This is a genomic window from Pseudomonas sp. LBUM1646, from assembly GCF_059716165.1.
The window spans coordinates 3,435,435-3,453,224 of record NZ_CP166810.1; the positions used below are offsets into that span (position 1 = coordinate 3,435,435).

Here is a 17,790-nt window from a genome sequence, read left to right on the forward strand (position 1 = left end):
TATTTTGTGTTCGGAGTGGTTGCGGTTTTTTCCTTAATCACTTCTTGTTCAATTTTTCTGGCTCATTAATTTAAGCTGAAACATCAAGTTGTCAGCGAGAATGCTTATTATGTTGTACAGGAGGCAGCCAAAACTTCCAATGCTCCCTCGACAACATCTTCTACTTCGGCGAACTACCGGACGACAACACCGTTGTCCCGCTGCAGCGCATTGAAAATGCTCTCGAAACCATTTTCCTCGACGGCAGCACCTGGAAAGCCCGCTACGACGCCAAGGGCAACCTCATCGCGGAAGTCGACGCCCTGGGCAACAAGACCGAATACCTCAACAGCGATGACGGCTTGCCGCACACCATCATCGACGCCACGCACAAGTCCAAATACCTGTGGTGGAACACCCTGGCCCAGGTCGAGCGCTTCCAGGATTGCTCGGGTAAAAACACCCATTACCGCTTCGACGAGCGCCACCACCTGATCGCCGTCACCGACGCCCTGAACCAGACCACCACCCTGGAACTCAAACCCGACGGCGAAGTGCTGCGCATCCAGCACCCGGACGGCAGCGCCGAGTCCTTCACCTACAACGCCGTCGGTCAGGTGCTGACGCACACCGACGGCAAAGGCCAGACCACGCGCCTGCTGCGCACCGCCCGCGGCCTGCCGAGCAGCCGTCAGGACGCCAAAGGCCAACGCATCCGCTACGAATACGACCAGGCCATCCGCCTGACCGCGCTGGTCAACGAAAACAACGCGGCCTACCAGTTTGCCTACGACGCGTCCGACCGCCTGGTTGAAGAAAAACGCATCGACAACCTGACCCGCCAGTTCAGCTACAACCTGGGCGGGCACCTGACACGGGTGGACGAAATCGGCTACGGCGAGCGGGGCGAACGGCCACAACGGCATACCGAATTCGAGCGCGACCCCATCGGCCGGCTGCTGGCTAAACTCAACGCCGATGCGCGGCAGGATTACACCTACGACGAGGCTGATCGACTGCTCAGTATAGAGCGCCTGCCCACCGCCAACGGCAAGAAACTCGGCGTCAGCGAAGAGAAACTCGATTTTGCCTACGACCTGCTCGGCCGCCTGATCAAGGAGACCACGCCGCAAGGCGCCTTGTCCTACGACTACGACCCGCTGAGCAACCTGACCACGCTGACCCTTCCCAGCGGCCAACAGCTGAACCACCTGTACTACGGCAGCGGCCACCTGCACCAGCTCAACCTCGATGGCCAGCTGATCAGCGATATGGAGCGCGACGACCTGCACCGCGAGGTGCTGCGCACCCAGGGCCAGCTCACCAGTTGCTTCGGCTACGACGCCATGGGCCGCAAGGCCTGGCAGTTCGCCTCGACCCTGCCGGCGGAAAAGCTCTCGCAAATCCACAACCCCGGCATCCAGCCGCAACTGCTGGTGGAGCACGCCTACAACCCGATCCACCGCCGTCACCAGTACGACCCGGCCGGCGAACTGACCCGCACCCTCGACAAACTGCGCGGCGAGATCACGTACGACTACGAAGCCAACGGCCAACTGCACAGCCGCGACACCGGCAAGCTGGTGGACAGCGAGGAGTTCCGCTACGACGCGGCGGCGAATCGACTGAACTTCAACACCAGCCAGTTTGATCACGTGAAGGACAACCGGATCAAGCAGTGGCGGGATCAGGAATATGCCTACGATGCGTGGGGTAACCTGATTGAAAAGCGCAGTGGCTTGAGCCGGCTGCAGACGTTCAGTTATGACGGTGAGAATCGGCTGGTCAAGGCCGAGACGCTGGTGAATGGCAAGCTGGAAAGCAGCGGTGCCTATCGCTATGACAGCCTGGGACGGCGGGTGGCCAAGGTGTCAGCGGTCAACGGGGTCACCGAGCAGAAGCATTTCCTGTGGCAAGGCTTGCGCCTGTTGCGCGAGGAAACGCCGGGGCAGAGCAGCCTGTACCTCTACGAGCCGGGCAGTTATGCACCCTTGGCGCGGGTGGATCAGGCGGAAGGCGAGGCGCAGACGCTCTACTACTTCCACACCGACCAGATTGGTACGCCGCTGGAGATGACGGACCGTGAGGGACGGATCGTCTGGCAGGCGACGTACAAGGCGTGGGGCTCGGTAGAAAAACTGGAAGTGAACGAGGTCGAACAGAATCTGCGGTTTCAGGGGCAGTATTTTGACGATGAGACGGGGCTGCACTACAACACGTTTCGGTATTACGATCCGGAGGTGGGGCGGTTTGTTACGCAGGATCCGATTGGTTTACTAGGTGGAGGAAACCTCTACCACTACGTATCTAACTCGATGGGTTGGATTGATCCTCAAGGATTGTCGAGTGCCGATTTACGTGTTGATTTGGGCATGCGCACTGGAGACATGCATGCTGCTCACCATATCATTCCCGAAGAGGTCATGAAAAAGTATCCGCAGATGTTCGACAAAGCGAAAACGATCGGGTTTATGCCCAATGGAGCCTCTAATGGTATTGAGCTACCTCGAACAAAAGAATTGGCTAAAACACTTGATGTTCCTGGTCATTGGAGTAATCACGTAGATTACACTGCTTTAGTTGAGAGCGATGTGAGTAAACTCAATACAGCATTCAGGGCGGGGCGACTGACAGACATGGATTTAGCATTAGGGCTGAAGTCCATTCAGAACAAATGGCGATCAAATATTCTTGCTAAGAATGTGCCAATTAACGCTAAAGGTCGACTTTGCTAGGTTTTAGGGAGAAAGTTATGTATGTGATTGGTTATAAAGGCGGCGAGCGCGGTTGTCCCGAAACGAGTATTTACGGTGAGTTGGTTGGTTATGATTGGAATTCAAATGACTTTGCGGATAAGAAGTTTCCTGCTGAAGGTGCAGTTTTAGATTTTTACGCGCAGCATAAAATTGTAGATACAGACTTCTTTTATTTTGGTAGTGAGTTCGTCTGCTCTGGGTCTCTACTTGGGTTGATAAGAAATCATAATTGTGGAGGTGTAGATGTTAGGGAGGTTCGAATGCACCAAGAGAGTAAAGCGTCTCCGCTGGCTGAAAAAAAATATTATTTGGTGCGAAGTAGGGAGATTCACAAGATTTTAGATATGGAGAAGTCTAAATATGAGTTGCGGCTCGACCCGGTAACTGGGAGTCCAGAAGAGGATGCTTACCATCCTGGTAGAGTTATATTTGATTTGATATGCGAGTTTGGGTTAAAGGAAAAAATTTGTGGGTTGGATTTTTTTGTTTCATCGGAAATGCTTAAGGAAGAGTATGTTTTTTCATCCGTGCTGGGCCGGAAAATCATAGATCATGGTTTTAAGGGCGTGAAGTTAACCTCTCTGTCGGAATTCATTTATGATGCGAAGTTGGAGTTTTAAAGTGGTTTTAGGCTATTAAAACCTCGTAAAAGTTGACATGGCTGCCAATTATTATGCGGCGCACTATGCCGCTGATATTGTAGGTTTGGTTTGAACGCTCCGAATGTTTATTTCATTTAGATGGGGGCTCGCCGAACTTTATTGGCTGGCTGGCTGGTAGTGCCTGTCGATAATACGAGGATGTTATGAAGGTATATAAAGGTTTTGCTGATCTGTTGGCCAATATTGATCGTTTGCCCAATGTTGGATAGCTGTTCGTCGATTCTACATAGATAGAGCGTCAGAGGAGTCTGTAAGCTCTGCAGCTTTTTATGTTGCGGAAGATGATGCATAGGAGATTCTTTTTGAAAAATCTAAGCGTACATTTGTTGAGTGTTCGACTATGCTAGATATCAAAGCTATCGCTGACAAGCGAGTATTTAAGCCAGACTTAGAAGCGTATTTGGAAACGGTATTGTACTAACTTGAGAATGATGATTCTAAAGGTTAATTGAGCCCTGAGTCGGTGGAAGTATGTCTTTCGTGGAAGTTAATTGAGCTCTTTAAAATGTGAATTTTTTAGAGTGGTTGCTTGCCTGAGCCACTCATCTATACGCTTTTATTGCGTTCAATTTTTATGATGCTGCATTGACTGAGTGACCCAGCCGCGCTTACTTAACCCATTAACTGGCACCTTTAATCACCTGTATTACGGCAGCGGCCACCTGCACCAACTCAACCTCGACGGCCAGCTCATCAGCGATATGGAACGCGATGAACTGCACCGCGAAGTCCTGCGCACCCAAGGCCACCTCACCAGCTGTTTTGGCTATGACGCGATGGGCCGCAAGGCCTGGCAGTTCGCCTCGAGCCTGCCGGCGGAAAAGCTCTCGCAACTGCACAACCCCGGCATCCAGCCCGAGCTGCTGGTGGAGCACGCCTACAACCCGATCCACCGCCGCCATCAATACGACCCCGCCGGCGAACTCACCCGCACCCTCGACAAGTTGCGCGGCGAGATCAAGTACGACTACGAAGCCAACGGCCAACTGCACAGCCGCGATACCGGCAAGTTGGTGGACAGTGAAGAGTTCCGCTACGACGCGGCGGCGAACCGGTTGAACTTCAACACCAGTCAGTTTGATCATGTGAAGGACAACCGGATCAAGCAGTGGCGGGATCAGGAGTACACCTACGATGCGTGGGGGCAACCTGATTGAAAAGCGCAGTGGCATGAGCAAGCTGCAGACGTTCAGTTATGACTGTGAGAATCGGTTGGTTAAGGCTGAGACGTTGGTCAACGGCAAGTAGCGGCGCTTATCGTTACGACAGCCTGGGGCGTCGCGTGGCCAAGGTGTCAGCGGTCAACGGCGTCACCGAACAGAAGAATTTCCTGTGGCAAGGTTTGCGCCTGTTGCGCGAGGAAAGTCCGGGGCAGAGCAGCCTGTACATTTACGAGCCGGGGAGCTATGCACCTTTAGCCAGAGTCGATCAGAGCGAAGGAGAAGAACAGAAGCTCTACTACTTTCATACCGACCAGATTGGTACGCCGCTGGAGATGACTGACCGGGAAGGGCAGATCGTCTGGCAAGCGACGTACAAGGCGTGGGGCTCGCTGGAGCGATTGGACGTCAACGACGTCGAACAGAATCTGCGGTTTCAGGGGCAGTATTTCGACGACGAGACGGGGCTGCACTACAATACGTTTCGGTATTACGATCCGGAGGTGGGGCGGTTTATAACGCAGGATCCGATTGGGTTGGACGGGGGGGTAAATATTTATCAATACGCTTTGAATCCGACTCAATGGTTGGATCCTTTGGGCCTTTCTTGCTCTTCAGACTCAAGAAAACTAGCGCAAAACCTAGGTCCAAAACCGTCCGGCGGCGGTCAGTATGATGCTCATCACATCGTAATGTCCAATTCAAAAGATGTTAGGATGATAGCGTTAAGAGAAAAAATGGAAACTCTTGGTGTTGATGTAAACAGTAGAAGAAACGGTATTTGGTTACCTAACACTGAGAAAGTTAGAGTTCCGGGAACTGTCACCACTCCGCACAAGGGTGCTGGCATACACAGTAATGCCTATAAACAGTATGTGTACGACAATCTAATTGTTTCTAAAACCAAATCCGATTTCCTCCAGGGGTTGAGTGATATTCAACAGTCCCTTGCAGGTGGTAAAAACTTCCCAACTTACAGGTAATGTTTTGATGGCTATCGGCGCTGACTACGAAATGATTTTAGCTGAGATGCGACTGCGGCTGAAATCAGGACACGTTTTGTCTGAGTTCTTAGAACTAAATAACAACCTTGAGCCATCCTCGGAAAAGTGGGCGAATTCAATTGCATGGAATTTCATTCCGTTCTATTCGGAGTTAACTGGCTACGGTTTAAATAGTTTTTTGATTGGGAGTCCAAAAAATAAAAAGAAGAAAATTCAATACATATTTTCGAATGATGCCATTGTTGAAATCAATACCTTTAACTCCCAAGGGGGGGCGGCTGATCGTAGTTTTATCAGATATGATGAATCGACGTCAGAAATGCTTACTGTAGATGAGGATAATATTCCTTATCGCTTGTCGCGAACATTAAAAAAAGAAAATCTTATAGTTAGTTCGTTCATAGTGCAGGATGATGGGCAGTATTGGGTTTACGAGTATCTCTGGGAGCTTGGGGTGATAATTGGTATTAGAGATTTCTCCTTAAACAGCGCGAAGCCCTTTGTCGATCTTACTGTTGCATATAACGAGAATGGGGAGGTTGATAGGATTTCGTATCTCTTCAATGATGAACAAGTTTTTGTTTACGAAAAAAAATGATGAAGGGTGATGAGGCTGCTAATTGGTCGGCTGACGTTTTGACAGGCTAGGTAGATGCTTTTTTGTAAGGCGCGTACTCACTGGGACGAATCTCCTTGATATGCTATTTTAAAAATTGATCTGGGGCTTGGCTGCCAACTTTGCTTCGCACACCTAGACCATCTAGCGAGGCGCACTTACTGAGCTGCCTGTCTTCGTCGAGCATTACGACGACTATTCCCGCTGCTTCGATAGAACGACGCACTCGGCCACAAAACGGAATTCCTGTAGTGGAACACCCTGGCCCAGGTCGAACGCATTCAGGACTGCTCGGGCAAAAACACCCGGTACCGCTTCGACGAACGCCATCACCTCGTCGCCGTCACCGATGCCCTGAACCAGACCACCACCCTGGAACGCAAACCCGACGGCGAAGTGCTGCGCATCTAGCACCCGGACGGCAGCGCCGAGTCCTTCACCTACAACGCCCTCGGCCAGGTCCTGACGCACACCGACGGTAAAGGCCAGACCACGCGCTTGCTACGTACCGCCCGAGGTCTGCCAAGCAGCCGCCAGGACGCCAAGGGCCAGCGCATCCGTTACGAGTACGACCAGGCCATTCGCCTGACCGCGCTGGTCAACGAAAACAACGCGGCTTACCAGTTCGCCTACGACGCGTCCGATCGTCTGATCGAAGAAAAACGCATCGACAACCTGACCCGCCAGTTCAGCTACAACCTCGGCGGGCACCTGACACGGGTCAACGAAATCGGCTACGGCGAACGCGCCGAACGTCCGCAGCGCAGTACCGAATTCGAGCGCGACCCCATCGGCCGACTGTTGGCCAAGCTCAACTCCGATGCGCGTCAGGATTACACCTACGACGACGCGGACCGTTTGCTGTCCATCGAACGCCTGCCCACCGCCAACGGCAAGAAGCTCGGCGTCAGCGAAGAGAAACTCGATTTTTCCTACGACCTGTTGGGCCGCCTGATCAAAGAGACCACGCCGCAAGGCGCCTTGTCCTACGACTACGATCCGCTGAGCAACCTGACCACGCTGACCCTGCCCACCGGTCAACACCTGAACCACCTGTACTACGGCAGCGGCCACCTGCACCAACTCAACCTTGACGGCCAGCTCATCAGCGATATGGAACGCGATGAACTGCACCGCGAGGTGTTACGCACCCAGGGCACGCTCACCAGTTGTTTTGGCTATGACGCGATGGGCCGCAAAGCCTGGCAATTCGCCTCGACGTTGCCGGCAGAGAAACTCTCGCAGATTCTCAATCCCGGCATCCAGCCTGAGCTGTTGGTAGAACACGCCTACAACCCGATTCACCGCCGTCACCAATACGATCCTGCCGGCGAACTCATCCGCACCCTCGACAAACTGCGCGGCGAGATCAAGTACGAGTACGAAGCCAACGGCCAGTTGCACAGCCGTGATACCGGCAAGTTGGTGGACAGTGAAGAGTTCCGCTACGACGCGGCGGCGAACCGGTTGAACTTCAACACCAATCAGTTCGATCACGTGAAGGACAATCGGCTCAAGCAGTGGCGGGATCAGGAATATACCTACGATGCGTGGGGCAACCTGATTGAAAAGCGTAGCGGCATGAGCCGGCTGCAGACGTTCACGTATGACTGTGAGAATCGGCTGGTCAAAGCCGAGACGTTGGTGAACGGCAAGCTGGAAAGTAGCGGCGCTTATCGTTATGACAGCCTGGGGCGTCGTGTGGCCAAGTTGTCAGCGGTCAACGGCGTCACCGAACAGAAGAATTTTCTGTGGCAAGGTTTGCGCCTGTTGCGCGAGGAAAGTCCGGGGCAGAGCAGCCTGTACATTTACGAGCCGGGGAGCTATGCACCTTTAGCCAGAGTCGATCAGAGCGAAGGAGAAGAACAGACGCTTTACTACTTCCATACCGATCAGATTGGTACGCCGCTGGAGATGACGGACCGGGAAGGGGAGATCGTCTGGCAGGCGACGTACAAGGCGTGGGGCTCGCTGGAGCGATTGGACGTCAGCGAAGTCGAACAGAATCTGCGGTTTCAGGGGCAGTATTTTGACGATGAGACGGGGCTGCACTACAACACGTTTCGGTATTACGATCCGGAGGTGGGGCGGTTTGTTACGCAGGATCCGATTGGGCTTGGTGGTGGCATAAACCTTTATAAATATGCCCGAAATCCTATCGATTGGATTGATCCTCTAGGGTTAAGCTGCGAAAGCCTTAAAGGCAATTATACTGAGGCGGACAAAGCAAAACTTCCAAGCTGGGTAGCTGAATCGTTTAGTAATGGTGAATACAAGACAATAGTAACGACTAAAGATATTTACGCTTACCGGGTTTTTGGTGGGAATGCTAAGGCGGGCGGTGGTTTTGTCTCTACCACACCAGCATCTAGCAGAATACAAGCGAAATTAGATGCTGCACTTTTAGCGGAGTGGAAAAACACAAGGCAGTTTGAAGCGAAGATACTTGTTCCTAAAGGTACTACACTCAACGTGGGCTCGGTAGCACCACAAACGACCAAGTCAGGTACAGTTTTCAAAGGCGGCGCAGATCAAATTTTAATGCCGCAAAATTGGCCTGAGAGCTGGATTGTTGGTGTCAGAAACTTAAGTTCTATATAAAGGTAAATGTATGAGTAAAGATAGCCTGCTGGATTTGCTGCGAGATATATTGGGTGAGCTAAAAAATCTAGAAAACGAGCGTGCAGAAGATTATCTTCACTCAATTATAATTAGTTATGAGAAGGTGATAGATATGTTGGTAATGGATGAGTTTCCTGAAAATTTAATTAAAAGCTCGCCAAGAGAGTATTTAGAAATTTATAGTGATTATGAAAACCCACTACTTGATAAGATGGATTTTGCACAAAAACAACTCAGCTTGTTTGTTGGTGGGCGGCCTTGATCGTCAAGATGCTCCACGGGTCGTTAAAAATGGAGAAGCGGGATTTATTCGAATGTCGGAGCAGATGAACAAAAGGCTAACTAGTTGATATATTCAAACAGTGCTTGAAAAGTTTCGTTGGGCTGCGACACCTGAGTTCAAGGGGGATTATTATGTTGAATGATTGCTTAAACCCACAATACGGTTAGCTCCATTTTGTAATGTGCTCAAGTCACCTCTCTATCTTGTAAAATTCAGGTGCTTAATTATCCGGATAGAGCAAAATCAAGTCGGTGGGGAACTGAGATCATACATTCAAGTGGTTGTGGAGGTTAAATGAGTTGTATCCAGGATTTTACAGTAATCGACAATCTCGGGTCGTATGATCGCGACGCCAATCCTCAGGGGTTAAGTGTCTGGGAATTGCTTTCAACGGGAGTTTCATGGTCGTTTTTGGGGCGCCCGTATAAAGTTGAAAGTTTAGATAAGCTCATCCCAGAACTATTGCTGGGGAGCGTTGGTATCGCTGTGGTTATTTCTCCATTTAATCTTAAAGAAAACAAGGCGCTGATTGTTAAACCTGACGGAGATGTAATGTGGAATGTCGGGACTATCGCTAAATCCATCTTTGGTGGAGGAATTTATTCTGATGTTTATTATGTGTCAGGGCAGCTGTGTTTTTTTGTTAATATAAACAATCAGGACTTTAGATTTTCGTTTGATGTGGTATCGGGAGCGATTGGAAAGTTAATTCCTTCCTATTAAATGTAAACTATATTTATATTGTGGGTGATGTTTAAGGGGTCTGTACGCAATATACTCCTCATGCTGATATTGGTCGCGATATGCCAATAGTTACAAGTTAGGTCTGCAATCTAAGTGCATCAATATTGGGGTGGAAACTAATAGAGAGCTCTCAGCGGCTGAGACGCTCGTCAACGGCAAGCTGGAAAGTACCGGCGCTTATCGTTACGACAGCCTGGGACGTCGTGTGGCCAAGGTATCAGCGGTCAACGGCGTCACCGAACAGAAGAGTTTCCTGTGGCAAGGCTTGCGCCTGTTGCGCGAGGAAAGTCCGGGGCAGAGCAGCCTGTACATTTACGAGCCGGGTAGTTATGCGCCGTTGGCGCGGGTGGATCAGGCCGAGGGTGGGGAGCAGAAGCTCTATTATTTCCATACCGATCAGATTGGTACGCCGCTGGAGATGACTGACCGGGAAGGGCAGATTGTCTGGCAGGCGACGTACAAGGCGTGGGGCTCGGTCGAAAAACTGGAAGTGAACGAGGTCGAGCAGAACCTGCGGTTTCAGGGGCAGTATTTCGACGACGAGACGGGGCTGCACTACAACACGTTTCGGTATTACGATCCGGAGGTGGGGCGGTTTGTTACGCAGGATCCGATTGGATTATTCGGAGGGGATAATCTTTACCAGTACGTACCTAATCCAAATGCTTGGATCGACTCATTGGGGCTTGCGTGTGATAAATGGGATGTAAACTCGCATCAAGGTAATAAAAGTGCTGTAAAGGGTAAAAATCTCGGATTAGACTCTCACCACGTCGGGCAAAAAAACCTGATGAAAGATTTAGTTGAAGGTTACGACCCGGCAACAGCGCCTGCAATGCTAGTTCCACGCGTGGGGCATACTGTTTCTAAAGAGGGTGTAGGTATATTGTCTAGAAGTGGCGTCAATGGGAAGACAGGGTTGCCTTTTTCTAATGCGAGCGATGTTGTCGCTCGCGACATAAGAGAGCTTAGACGTGTTTATCCAGATGTACCAAATGCTAAGCTTCAAGAGTTGATATCGCTCAATAAATCAATGTATCCAGAAATACGTTAATGAGGAATTTTTATGAAGACGGATCAAAAATTTGTAACCGCCATATTTAATGAGTTGTTTGACAAGAATCTTGAGCAGTATGTAGAGTCGATAAGTAAGCCTGTTAATAATGATAGTGATCCTTATGCAAAAGCAAGGAATGCTTTGGCTATATTGAGCGATGATGCCAAGGCTGATGTGTTCGCTTTTTTTAAAGTCGTTATCGCGGACAGTGCTTCTGTGGTATTAGGTGCGCTAGATGGGGTGCATTTTCCTGATGATATAGATGGGGATTTTGTCGTCGCTTATGACGGAGAAGAAATTCAAGGTGATCTCATGGATATTTTTATTGAAAAGGCTCAAGAGAATAATATTTATGGGTAGCTATGAAATGTAAGTGCTTAATCTTTTGTTAAAATGTTTTTGACTTGCTCTGCAGGTCAAATTTCACGTTAGTTGGCTTTGCCGACCGTCCCTCGCTCTTTTATAACTCCCCGAAAAATAAGGTGGTTGCCAACATTAACGTTTGCCCACCGCCAACGGCAAAAAAATCGGCGTCAGCGAAGAGAAACTCGATTTCTCCTACGACCTGCTGGGCCGCCTGATCAAAGAGACCACGCCGCAAGGCGCCTTGTCCTACGACTACGATCCGCTGAGCAACCTGACCACGCTGACCCTGCCGACCGGTCAGCATTTGAACCACCTGTATTACGGCAGCGGCCACCTGCACCAGCTCAACCTCGACGGCCAGCTCATCAGCGACCTGGAACGCGATGACCTGCACCGCGAAGTCCTGCGCACCCAAGGCCACCTCACCAGCTGCTTCGGCTACGACGCCATGGGCCGCAAGGCCTGGCAGTTCGCCTCGACCTTGCCGGCGGAAAAGCTCTCGCAACTGCACAACCCCGGCATCCAGCCCGAACTGCTTGTAGAACACGCCTACAACCCGATCCACCGCCGTCATCAATACGACCCCGCCGGCGAACTCATCCGCACCCTCGACAAACTGCGCGGCGAAATCAAGTACGACTACGAAGCCAACGGCCAATTGCACAGCCGTGACACCGGCAAGTTGGTGGACAGTGAGGAGTTCAGGTACGACGCGGCGGCGAACCGGTTGAACTTCAACACCAGCCAGTTTGATCACGTGAAGGACAACCGGCTCAAGCAGTGGCGGGATCAGGAATATACTTACGATGCGTGGGGCAACCTGATTGAAAAGCGCAGTGGTTTGAGCCGGCTGCAGACGTTCAGCTATGACGGTGAGAATCGGCTGGTTAAGGCTGAGACGTTGGTGAACGGCAAGCTGGTAAGTACCGGCACTTATCGTTACGACAGCCTGGGGCGCCGTGTGGCCAAGGTGTCAGAGGTCAATGGCGTCTCCGAACAGAAGCATTTCTTGTGGCAAGGCTTGCGCATGTTGCGCGAGGAAACACCAGGGCAGAGCAGCCTCTACATTTACGAGCCGGGTAGTTATGCGCCGTTGGCGCGGGTGGATCACGCGGAAGGTTAGGAGCAGAAACTCTACTATTTCCACACCGACCAGATTGGTACGCCACTGGAGATGACGGACCGGGAAGGGCGGATCGTCTGGCAGGCGACGTACAAGGCGTGGGGCTCGGTAGAAAAGCTTGAAGTCAACGCAGTCGAGCAGAATCTGCGGTTTCAGGGGCAGTATTTCGACGACGAGACGGGGCTGCACTACAACACGTTTCGGTATTACGATCCGGAGGTGGGGCGGTTTGTTACGCAGGATCCGATTGGGTTGGACGGCGGTAACAACCTCTATAAATATGCACCGAGCGCAGTCGGATGGGTCGATCCGTTAGGGCTTTGTTCCAAAGCGTTAAGTAACAATATGACTAAAGGTGGAACTCCGCGACCAAACTCCGCCGCTCATCATATTGTTGGCGATACCGCTAAGCTAGTAGCACCTGCGAGAGCGGTATTGGCAAAGCATGATATTCATGTAGATGATGCGGTTAATGGTGTATTTTTGCCTAACCGTAACAATGTTGACGCCAGCGTTTCAGGGATTTTGCATAATGGTAAGCATCCAAATTCTTACTTTGAGAGTGTCAATCAGCTCATTATTAGTCCAGATAAGGCCGGTGGTAAGCCGATGGTATTGAAACCATTGATAGAATTCGTAATACATTACTTGCGAGTCCGCGCGATGCGCAGTGGTCCGGATTATTTGGGTGATTTATGAAGTTTTATTCGATAACGCAAAATGACAAATACAAAACTCTGATTGATGCGGATCAAGTCGAAGGTCTGCAGGACTTCGCTACAAAGCTAGCGTACGGTGAGACCAGCTTGGAGTCTGATAATCAAGAGTATCGCATCGTATATAACAGCGATGGTAAAAAAAAAGCAGCTCTTTCTGATTTTTATACCTTTTTCAGACCTGTCCTAGTAGTCTCGAAAAAAGCATATGCAGAGCTTGGCTTTTTGCGGGATCTCCCTCGCGTTAAGATATCCGGCCCACGTGTTGATGACGTCGCATTATATATTACCGAATTGCTTTCAAATGTATTTGATTTTGAAAAATCCGATTATGATAAAGGAGAGGGCGGTTACGTGGTTTATAAAACTGTCTTAAAAATGCCAGAAATTTACAAGAGTGAAATATTCCGCATTTCTGAAAACCCGCAAGTATTATATGTCAGCCAAGTGTTCAAGGATGCTGTTGAATCAAATGGTCTTAAAGGACTTAATTTTAGAGAGGTTGAACGGAGTGACTGAAGAAGGTGCATAAGTAATATTTTGTAACGTTGGCAGATTTTCTGCGGATCAAAGTTTTCTTAGTAAATTAAGCGCACTATCCAAGGAATAGCCATCTCATATGTCTATGGCCTAGGCGGCTAAAAGCCGCTAGTGCGAGTCGCCGAACCTGATGGGCGAAAAGTAGTGGTACTGCCTGTCGATAATACGAGGATGTTATGAAGTTATATAAAGGTTTTGCTGATCTGTTGGCCAACATTGATTGTTTGCCCAATGTTGGATGGCTGTTCGTCGATTCTACAATAGATAGATTGTCAAAGGAGTCTGTAAGTTCTGCAGCTTTTTATGTTGCTGAAGATGATGCAGAGGAGATTCTTTTTGAAAAATCTAAGCGTACATTTGTTGAGTGTCCGACTATGCTGGATATCAAAGCTATCGCTGACAAGCGAGTAGTTAAGCCGGACTTAGAAGCATATTTGGAAGCAGCATTGTACTATCTTGAGAATGATGACTTTAAAGATTAAATGAGCCCTGATTCGGTGGGATTATGGCTTTTCGTGCAAATTATTTGAGCTCTCTAAAATGTGAATTTTTTTAGTGTGGTTGCTTGCCTCAGCCACTCATCTATACGCTTTTATTGCGTTAAATTTTTATGATGCTACATTGACTGAGTGACCCCGCCGCGCTTACTCAACCCATACCACGAATGCATCGGCACGAGCATGGGCACGTCTGCCATCATGGGCTTCGCGATGATGGGCATGCAATTTCCAGCCTCTATCGAAAGAGGCCTTGGTATAGGTGTTTCGATTTGGTATGGCACCAGCGTCAATTATGCGTACTACCTAAAAGAAGTGAAGGGGTACAACGGCTGAAATCCTTTCAAATACTGAAGGTGCAATGCGTTGTCGTTTTTACGCTTTTCATCAGCGGCGCTCGTCTCGATTGCCGTGTGTTTAAAATCAAAATCAATTTCTAGGGAAGTAATCATTTATGCAGCAATCACCCACGCTCGCTCCAATGGTGACAGGGAAGCTGATCAATACCTTCCGCCATGGCAAAGGTTTTCTGGTCTTCACGCTCTTATTCGGAATTGTCATGCTGTGCCTGGCGGGATTTGTGTTGTACCTGAGTACCATACTGCCGGTGAGTAGTCCCGGGACGAATGCAAACCATGGCTCCAGTCCGAAGTTGCTGATCTATTCTGTCAGTGGCTTGCTGGTAATCATTTCGGCAGTCCTGATTGGGATTCATTTATGGCAGAAGAAGTTACGCGGGACCCATTATGAGATTTACGAGCACGGCATTGCTGCTTTCAGCGGAGCGGATCAACAATATATGGCGTTTGCTGAAATAGAAGACCTTTATCTATTCGGCTCAGGGCAAGCTGCATTTACCGGCCTGATCACTAATTTGGCGTACCGTCGTAATGACAGTGAGTCATTTCATCGAGTGATCGAGTCGCTCAAAGGCTTTCAGGAGTTTCAGCAACTAGTGCGCGAGTTGCACGTTCGCGAGCGTCTGCCGGTTGTGATGGACAGGCTTGTGTCTGGTGGTGCGGTGACTTTCAGGTTTGTGACTACAGGGCAGGTCTGGCACAAACGGCTCTCGGGGGACTTCCTCAATGTCACCACTCAGACAATCATTGTGACAAGTGAGTTTCTTGAAGTGGAGGGACGTAAAGTCCCAATGTCGACCCTATCCTCAATCGATTTAAATACATGGAGTGAGAGGGTCACCATTAAAGATGAGGCAGGGAATCAGATACTATCAACAGTGTGCACGGGCATCCTGAGTCATGACCTGTTCCTCACGACTCTGGATGTATTGCTGGATGCCCAACGTGCAAGCAGCGGTGAGACTGTCCAAAGTCTGGCTTGAGGATCTAGAGGCGCCGACCGGCGTGTCATGCCAAAGACGACTGTTCACACCAAGAAAAACCCGGCTGATCAGGCCGGGTTTTTTGTGGGTGTTGCAGTGTAGCGATGTATTTAGGCGACGCGGTTCTGGATCAGACGATCCGAGCCATAGAGTAATACCTGATTTAACATAATATACATTACACGTAACAATATGTTTCAGGAACAGCCTGATTTCCCACCGATTGCGACGGACAACGACTGGCCTGGCACCTGCTTTAACGATTTCTGATTCAAGCTGATCTACATCATCAAGCCTGGGTCATTTTTTCTATTAGCGCCGAATGCTTGGGAAACTCATTCTTGAGTTTCTGCTCGCTACCCATTTCCATATCTGCCAAATCAAATCCGGGTGAAACGGCTTCGCTGATCAGGCCGTAACCCGTTGCGCCATCGATAAGCTGAGATGCCTTCCAGATACCTCCTGGCACCTGCAGCTGCAAACACTGACCCGCAATGATGTCGCTGCCCATCACCACAGTTTTCAACGTGCCGTCCGGGAATATCAGGCTGTACTCGATCGCATCACCCAAATGGTAGTAATGCATGATGTCGGACTGGTTCAGATGAAAGTGTCCGATGGGCGAATCCTTGGTCAGCAGGTAATAAATAGAAGTCATCCAATAACGCGGACCATCGTTAGTCTTCACCATGGCGCGGTGATCTGGTTGAAAGGTTCTGCGGAAATAACCGCCTTCCACATGTCGCTCCAGTTCAAGTGTGGCAATTAGTTCTTGGGCGTTGGGTTGGTTATGCGTCATCCTGTGTCCTCCTGTTTGGTATAAATCACAGTACCTTTTTAATAACTAAACTAAACATCTATTTAGTTGAGCTATTGTTCTGCATGGCACAAAATCTATGTTGTAATCTCCTGTTAAGTTTAATTCATGGTGTTTTTGGCGGCACTTTAAAGTTGTATTCTGACATATTCGACGCGATGCAATAGTCAGTTTAAATGTACCGAACTGTCGCCCTCCCCGCGCACGCCGACCTCCGACAGTTCGAACAACTGGAGCCACGGAACGCTCTCTAGAACGGTATCAACCGTAAGACTCATACCTGATAAAAGTGGCGATACCACCGCACAAATTGCGTCACACCGGCCTCAACCTCCACTTGCGCAGAAAAGCCGACCCAGTCTGCCAGCGCCGAAACATCAGCCCACGTCTTGATGACATCGCCAGCTTGCATGGGCACAAAGTTGCGCTGAGCTTTTATGCCCAATGCCGCTTCCAGGCAATCGACAAAATCCAGCAGCGCGACCGGCATGCCGCGCCCTATGTTGAAAATCCGGCTGGCGCCCTCGGCCTCTTTGTCCGGTACCGGCGGCTTTGGACACAGTCGGACAATACTTTCGACAATGTCGTCGACGTAAGTGAAGTCCCGCGCCATCTGACCATGATTGTAAATTTCAATCGGCCTGCCCTGGAGGATTGCCTCGGTGAACTTGAACAGTGCCATGTCCGGCCGGCCCCACGGCCCGTAAACGGTAAAAAAACGCAGCCCGCTGGCCTTCAAGCCGTAGAGATGGCAGTAGCTGTAGGCAAGCAATTCATTGGCGCGCTTAGTGGCGGCGTAAAGGGAAACCGGGTGCTCGACCGCATCATCGACACTGAATGGCAGCTTGCTGTTGGCGCCGTACACCGAACTGCTCGACGCGTAGATCAGATGCGCAGGCCGATAGTGTCGGCAGGCTTCCAGCACATTCAGAAACCCCACCAGATTCGATTGCGCATAGACATCCGGGTTATCCAGTGAGTAGCGAACACCCGCCTGAGCGGCCAGGTGTACGACTTCGGTGAAACCCTGGTTTTCGAACAGCGCCATCAAGGCCGGTTTATCGACAATATCCATCGTTTGAAAACGGAAACCTCGCAGTTCGCTCAACTGCTTGAGCCGCGCCTGTTTGAGATCCACGCTGTAGTAATCGTTGAGGTTGTCGAGGCCTGTTACTTCATGGCCTTCCAGGCACAATCGTTTGACTGTGTGATACCCGATGAAGCCCGCAGCACCAGTCACGAGAACGGTCATAGTCCCTGCTCCATCAATCCAATGGGTGATTAGTTATAGCGTTGGTCGACACACGCGGTCCAGGCTTTATAACAATGCCCAACTATGGGGATTGGTTGCTGACTTGCCAAGTCACCACGACTATAAAGAGCGTGAAAAGTTTCGACTCATCCGACGAAATGGAAATTATCTATAAAAACAATTACTTGAGTGTTCGCAAACTCACTATTGGATAAATGGCGTATTTTTTGACTGGGAACGTTTGACAGGTCGCA

The 17,790-nt window shown here is 50.1% G+C and carries 11 protein-coding genes and 5 pseudogenes; 14 read left to right on the plus strand and 2 right to left on the minus strand.

What is annotated here, in order from left to right:
• Nucleotides 1-239: 239 nt before the first annotated feature.
• The 14 genes and pseudogenes from ACA071_RS15830 to ACA071_RS15895 form a co-directional block, all read left to right on the plus strand.
• Nucleotides 240-2,714 (plus strand): annotated as a pseudogene (locus ACA071_RS15830) (RHS repeat-associated core domain-containing protein); the annotation flags it as partial.
• A 17-nt stretch (nucleotides 2,715-2,731) separates the two neighbouring features.
• On the plus strand, nucleotides 2,732-3,355 hold the full coding sequence (locus tag ACA071_RS15835; RefSeq protein WP_497645212.1) for a hypothetical protein: 624 nt from the start codon (nucleotides 2,732-2,734) through the stop codon (nucleotides 3,353-3,355).
• Between the two features lie 743 nt (nucleotides 3,356-4,098).
• Nucleotides 4,099-5,540: pseudogene (locus tag ACA071_RS15840) on the plus strand (RHS repeat-associated core domain-containing protein).
• A gap of 7 nt (nucleotides 5,541-5,547) precedes the next feature.
• Nucleotides 5,548-6,159, plus strand: a complete 612-nt coding sequence (locus tag ACA071_RS15845; protein ID WP_497645213.1) for a hypothetical protein — start codon at nucleotides 5,548-5,550, stop codon at nucleotides 6,157-6,159.
• Nucleotides 6,160-6,429: 270 nt separating this feature from the next.
• Nucleotides 6,430-8,373 (plus strand): annotated as a pseudogene (locus tag ACA071_RS15850) (RHS repeat-associated core domain-containing protein); the annotation flags it as partial.
• Nucleotides 8,374-8,788: 415 nt separating this feature from the next.
• Entirely contained in the window at nucleotides 8,789-9,061 is a 273-nt protein-coding gene (locus tag ACA071_RS15855) for a hypothetical protein (protein ID WP_497645214.1), read from the plus strand.
• 315 nt (nucleotides 9,062-9,376) lie between these two features.
• The gene (locus ACA071_RS15860; RefSeq protein WP_497645215.1) at nucleotides 9,377-9,805 is read left to right on the plus strand and encodes a hypothetical protein; all 429 of its coding nucleotides are present in this window, start codon (nucleotides 9,377-9,379) and stop codon (nucleotides 9,803-9,805) included.
• Between the two features lie 148 nt (nucleotides 9,806-9,953).
• Nucleotides 9,954-10,880, plus strand: a pseudogene (locus ACA071_RS15865) (RHS repeat domain-containing protein); the annotation flags it as partial.
• Nucleotides 10,881-10,892: 12 nt separating this feature from the next.
• On the plus strand, nucleotides 10,893-11,243 hold the full coding sequence (locus ACA071_RS15870; RefSeq protein ID WP_497645216.1) for a hypothetical protein: 351 nt from the start codon (nucleotides 10,893-10,895) through the stop codon (nucleotides 11,241-11,243).
• A gap of 139 nt (nucleotides 11,244-11,382) precedes the next feature.
• Nucleotides 11,383-12,741: pseudogene (locus tag ACA071_RS15875) on the plus strand (RHS repeat domain-containing protein); the annotation flags it as partial.
• Nucleotides 12,718-13,071 carry an AHH domain-containing protein gene (locus tag ACA071_RS15880; RefSeq protein WP_497645318.1) on the plus strand — a complete coding sequence of 118 codons (354 nt, stop codon included), beginning with the start codon at nucleotides 12,718-12,720 and terminating at the stop codon, nucleotides 13,069-13,071. The pseudogene ACA071_RS15875 and the gene ACA071_RS15880, both read left to right, overlap by 24 nt.
• Entirely contained in the window at nucleotides 13,068-13,607 is a 540-nt protein-coding gene (locus ACA071_RS15885) for an imm11 family protein (RefSeq protein WP_497645217.1), read from the plus strand. The genes ACA071_RS15880 and ACA071_RS15885 overlap by 4 nt, the downstream gene beginning before the upstream one ends.
• Before the next feature lie 197 nt (nucleotides 13,608-13,804).
• Complete coding sequence (locus ACA071_RS15890; RefSeq protein ID WP_497645218.1) at nucleotides 13,805-14,110, plus strand: hypothetical protein; 306 nt, start codon at nucleotides 13,805-13,807, stop codon at nucleotides 14,108-14,110.
• Nucleotides 14,111-14,579: 469 nt separating this feature from the next.
• Entirely contained in the window at nucleotides 14,580-15,467 is an 888-nt protein-coding gene (locus tag ACA071_RS15895; protein WP_497645219.1) for a hypothetical protein, read from the plus strand.
• Between the two features lie 289 nt (nucleotides 15,468-15,756).
• Here the strand turns inward: ACA071_RS15895 and ACA071_RS15900 are convergent, their stop codons facing one another.
• Together ACA071_RS15900 and ACA071_RS15905 are read right to left on the minus strand one after the other, a co-directional pair.
• Nucleotides 15,757-16,266, minus strand: coding sequence for a cupin domain-containing protein (locus ACA071_RS15900; protein WP_497645220.1), 510 nt, complete (start codon nucleotides 16,264-16,266; stop codon nucleotides 15,757-15,759).
• A 292-nt stretch (nucleotides 16,267-16,558) separates the two neighbouring features.
• Complete coding sequence (locus tag ACA071_RS15905) at nucleotides 16,559-17,536, minus strand: NAD-dependent epimerase/dehydratase family protein (RefSeq protein WP_497645221.1); 978 nt, start codon at nucleotides 17,534-17,536, stop codon at nucleotides 16,559-16,561.
• Nucleotides 17,537-17,790: the final 254 nt, after the last annotated feature.

Bases quoted from the DNA above. Each gene is read 5' to 3' on its own strand.
- ACA071_RS15835 (WP_497645212.1), top strand. From the start codon at position 2,732: ATGTATGTGATTGGTTATAAAGGCGGCGAGCGCGGTTGTCCCGAAACG.
- ACA071_RS15845 (WP_497645213.1), top strand. From the start codon at position 5,548: ATGGCTATCGGCGCTGACTACGAAATGATTTTAGCTGAGATGCGACTG.
- ACA071_RS15855 (WP_497645214.1), top strand. From the start codon at position 8,789: ATGAGTAAAGATAGCCTGCTGGATTTGCTGCGAGATATATTGGGTGAG.
- ACA071_RS15860 (WP_497645215.1), top strand. From the start codon at position 9,377: ATGAGTTGTATCCAGGATTTTACAGTAATCGACAATCTCGGGTCGTAT.
- ACA071_RS15870 (WP_497645216.1), top strand. From the start codon at position 10,893: ATGAAGACGGATCAAAAATTTGTAACCGCCATATTTAATGAGTTGTTT.
- ACA071_RS15880 (WP_497645318.1), top strand. From the start codon at position 12,718: ATGACTAAAGGTGGAACTCCGCGACCAAACTCCGCCGCTCATCATATT.
- ACA071_RS15885 (WP_497645217.1), top strand. From the start codon at position 13,068: ATGAAGTTTTATTCGATAACGCAAAATGACAAATACAAAACTCTGATT.
- ACA071_RS15890 (WP_497645218.1), top strand. From the start codon at position 13,805: ATGAAGTTATATAAAGGTTTTGCTGATCTGTTGGCCAACATTGATTGT.
- ACA071_RS15895 (WP_497645219.1), top strand. From the start codon at position 14,580: ATGCAGCAATCACCCACGCTCGCTCCAATGGTGACAGGGAAGCTGATC.
- ACA071_RS15900 (WP_497645220.1), bottom strand. From the start codon at position 16,266: ATGACGCATAACCAACCCAACGCCCAAGAACTAATTGCCACACTTGAA.
- ACA071_RS15905 (WP_497645221.1), bottom strand. From the start codon at position 17,536: ATGACCGTTCTCGTGACTGGTGCTGCGGGCTTCATCGGGTATCACACA.